General features: G+C 52.5%; 1 rRNA gene. It reads right to left on the reverse strand.

What is annotated here, in order from left to right:
* Nucleotides 1-18: 18 nt before the first annotated feature.
* Nucleotides 19-2,950, reverse strand: a 23S ribosomal RNA gene (locus tag QNI08_RS22355).
* Between the last annotated feature and the right edge of the window lie 25 nt (nucleotides 2,951-2,975).

Consider the following 2,975-nt stretch of genomic DNA (forward strand, 5'->3'; position numbering starts at 1 on the left):
TTCATTTATTCTAAAGCGTTGGTTAAGTCCTCGATCTATTAGTATCAGTCAGCTCCACGTGTCACCACGCTTCCACCTCTGACCTATCAACCTGATCATCTTTCAGGGATCTTACTAGCTTGCGCCATGGGAAATCTCATCTTGAGGGGGGCTTCATGCTTAGATGCTTTCAGCACTTATCCCGTCCGCACGTAGCTACCCAGCTATGCCTTTGGCAAGACAACTGGTACACCAGCGGTGCGTCCATCCCGGTCCTCTCGTACTAAGGACAGCTCCTCTCAAATTTCCTGCGCCCGCGACGGATAGGGACCGAACTGTCTCACGACGTTCTGAACCCAGCTCGCGTACCGCTTTAATGGGCGAACAGCCCAACCCTTGGGACCGACTACAGCCCCAGGATGCGATGAGCCGACATCGAGGTGCCAAACCTCCCCGTCGATGTGGACTCTTGGGGGAGATAAGCCTGTTATCCCCGGGGTAGCTTTTATCCGTTGAGCGATGGCCCTTCCATGCGGAACCACCGGATCACTAAGCCCGACTTTCGTCCCTGCTCGACTTGTAGGTCTCGCAGTCAAGCTCCCTTGTGCCTTTACACTCTACGAATGATTTCCAACCATTCTGAGGGAACCTTTGGGCGCCTCCGTTACTCTTTAGGAGGCGACCGCCCCAGTCAAACTGCCCACCTGACACTGTCTCCCGCCCCGATGAGGGGCGCGGGTTAGAATTTCAATACAGCCAGGGTAGTATCCCACCAACGCCTCCACCGAAGCTGGCGCTCCGGCTTCTCAGGCTCCTACCTATCCTGTACAAGCTGTACCAAAATTCAATATCAGGCTGCAGTAAAGCTCCACGGGGTCTTTCCGTCCTGTCGCGGGTAACCTGCATCTTCACAGGTACTATAATTTCACCGAGTCTCTCGTTGAGACAGTGCCCAGATCGTTACACCTTTCGTGCGGGTCGGAACTTACCCGACAAGGAATTTCGCTACCTTAGGACCGTTATAGTTACGGCCGCCGTTTACTGGGGCTTCGGTTCAAAGCTTCGCTTGCGCTAACCTCTCCCCTTAACCTTCCAGCACCGGGCAGGTGTCAGCCCCTATACTTCGCCTTGCGGCTTCGCAGAGACCTGTGTTTTTGCTAAACAGTCGCCTGGGCCTATTCACTGCGGCTTTTCTGGGCTATTCACCCTAAAAAGCACCCCTTCTCCCGAAGTTACGGGGTCATTTTGCCGAGTTCCTTAACGAGAGTTCTCTCGCACACCTTAGGATTCTCTCCTCGCCTACCTGTGTCGGTTTGCGGTACGGGCACCTTACATCTCACTAGAGGCTTTTCTTGGCAGCGTGGAATCAGGAACTTCGGTACTATATTTCCCTCGCCATCACAGCTCCGCCTTCATGGAAACGGGATTTGCCTCGTTTCCGGCCTAACTGCTTGGACGCGCATATCCAACAGCGCGCTTACCCTATCCTTCTGCGTCCCCCCATCGTTCAAACGATGTATAGGTGGTACAGGAATATCAACCTGTTGTCCATCGCCTACGCCTTTCGGCCTCGGCTTAGGTCCCGACTGACCCTGAGCGGACGAGCCTTCCTCAGGAAACCTTAGGCATTCGGTGGAAGGGATTCTCACCCTTCTTTCGCTACTCATACCGGCATTCTCACTTCTAAGCGCTCCACCAGTCCTTCCGGTCTGACTTCAACGCCCTTAGAACGCTCTCCTACCATCGACACCTACGGTGTCAATCCACAGCTTCGGTGATACGTTTAGCCCCGGTACATTTTCGGCGCGGAGTCACTCGACCAGTGAGCTATTACGCACTCTTTAAATGGTGGCTGCTTCTAAGCCAACATCCTGGTTGTCTAAGCAACTCCACATCCTTTTCCACTTAACGTATACTTTGGGACCTTAGCTGGTGGTCTGGGCTGTTTCCCTTTCGACTACGGATCTTATCACTCGCAGTCTGACTCCCAAGAATAAGTATTTGGCATTCGGAGTTTGACTGAATTCGGTAACCCGTTGGGGGCCCCTAGTCCAATCAGTGCTCTACCTCCAATACTCTCATCTTGAGGCTAGCCCTAAAGCTATTTCGGAGAGAACCAGCTATCTCCAGGTTCGATTGGAATTTCTCCGCTACCCACACCTCATCCCCGCACTTTTCAACGTGCGTGGGTTCGGGCCTCCATTCAGTGTTACCTGAACTTCACCCTGGACATGGGTAGATCACCTGGTTTCGGGTCTACGACCTCATACTCATTCGCCCTATTCAGACTCGCTTTCGCTGCGGCTCCGTCTTATCAACTTAACCTCGCATGAAATCGTAACTCGCCGGTTCATTCTACAAAAGGCACGCCATTACCCATTAACGGGCTTTGACTACTTGTAGGCACACGGTTTCAGGATCTATTTCACTCCCCTTCCGGGGTGCTTTTCACCTTTCCCTCACGGTACTGGTTCACTATCGGTCACTAGGGAGTATTTAGCCTTGGGAGATGGTCCTCCCTGCTTCCGACGGGATTTCTCGTGTCCCGCCGTACTCAGGATCCACTCAGGAGGGAACGAAGTTTCAACTACAGGGTTTTTACCTTCTTTGACGGACCTTTCCAGATCGCTTCATTTACCCCGTTCCTTTGTAACTCCATGTTGAGTGTCCTACAACCCCAAGAGGCAAGCCTCTTGGTTTGGGCTAATTCCGTTTCGCTCGCCGCTACTCAGGAAATCGCATTTGCTTTCTCTTCCTCCGGGTACTTAGATGTTTCAGTTCCCCGGGTCTGCCTTCAGTACCCTATGTATTCAGGTAAAGATACTGTTCCATTACGAACAGTGGGTTTCCCCATTCGGAAATCTCCGGATCAAAGCTTACTTACAGCTCCCCGAAGCATATCGGTGTTAGTCCCGTCCTTCATCGGCTCCTAGTGCCAAGGCATCCACCGTGCGCCCTTTCTAACTTAACCGTTAAAAAAGTCTTACAGATGCTTT

It is taken from the genome of Peribacillus folii (assembly GCF_030271255.1).
Lineage (GTDB): Bacteria > Bacillota > Bacilli > Bacillales > DSM-1321 > Peribacillus.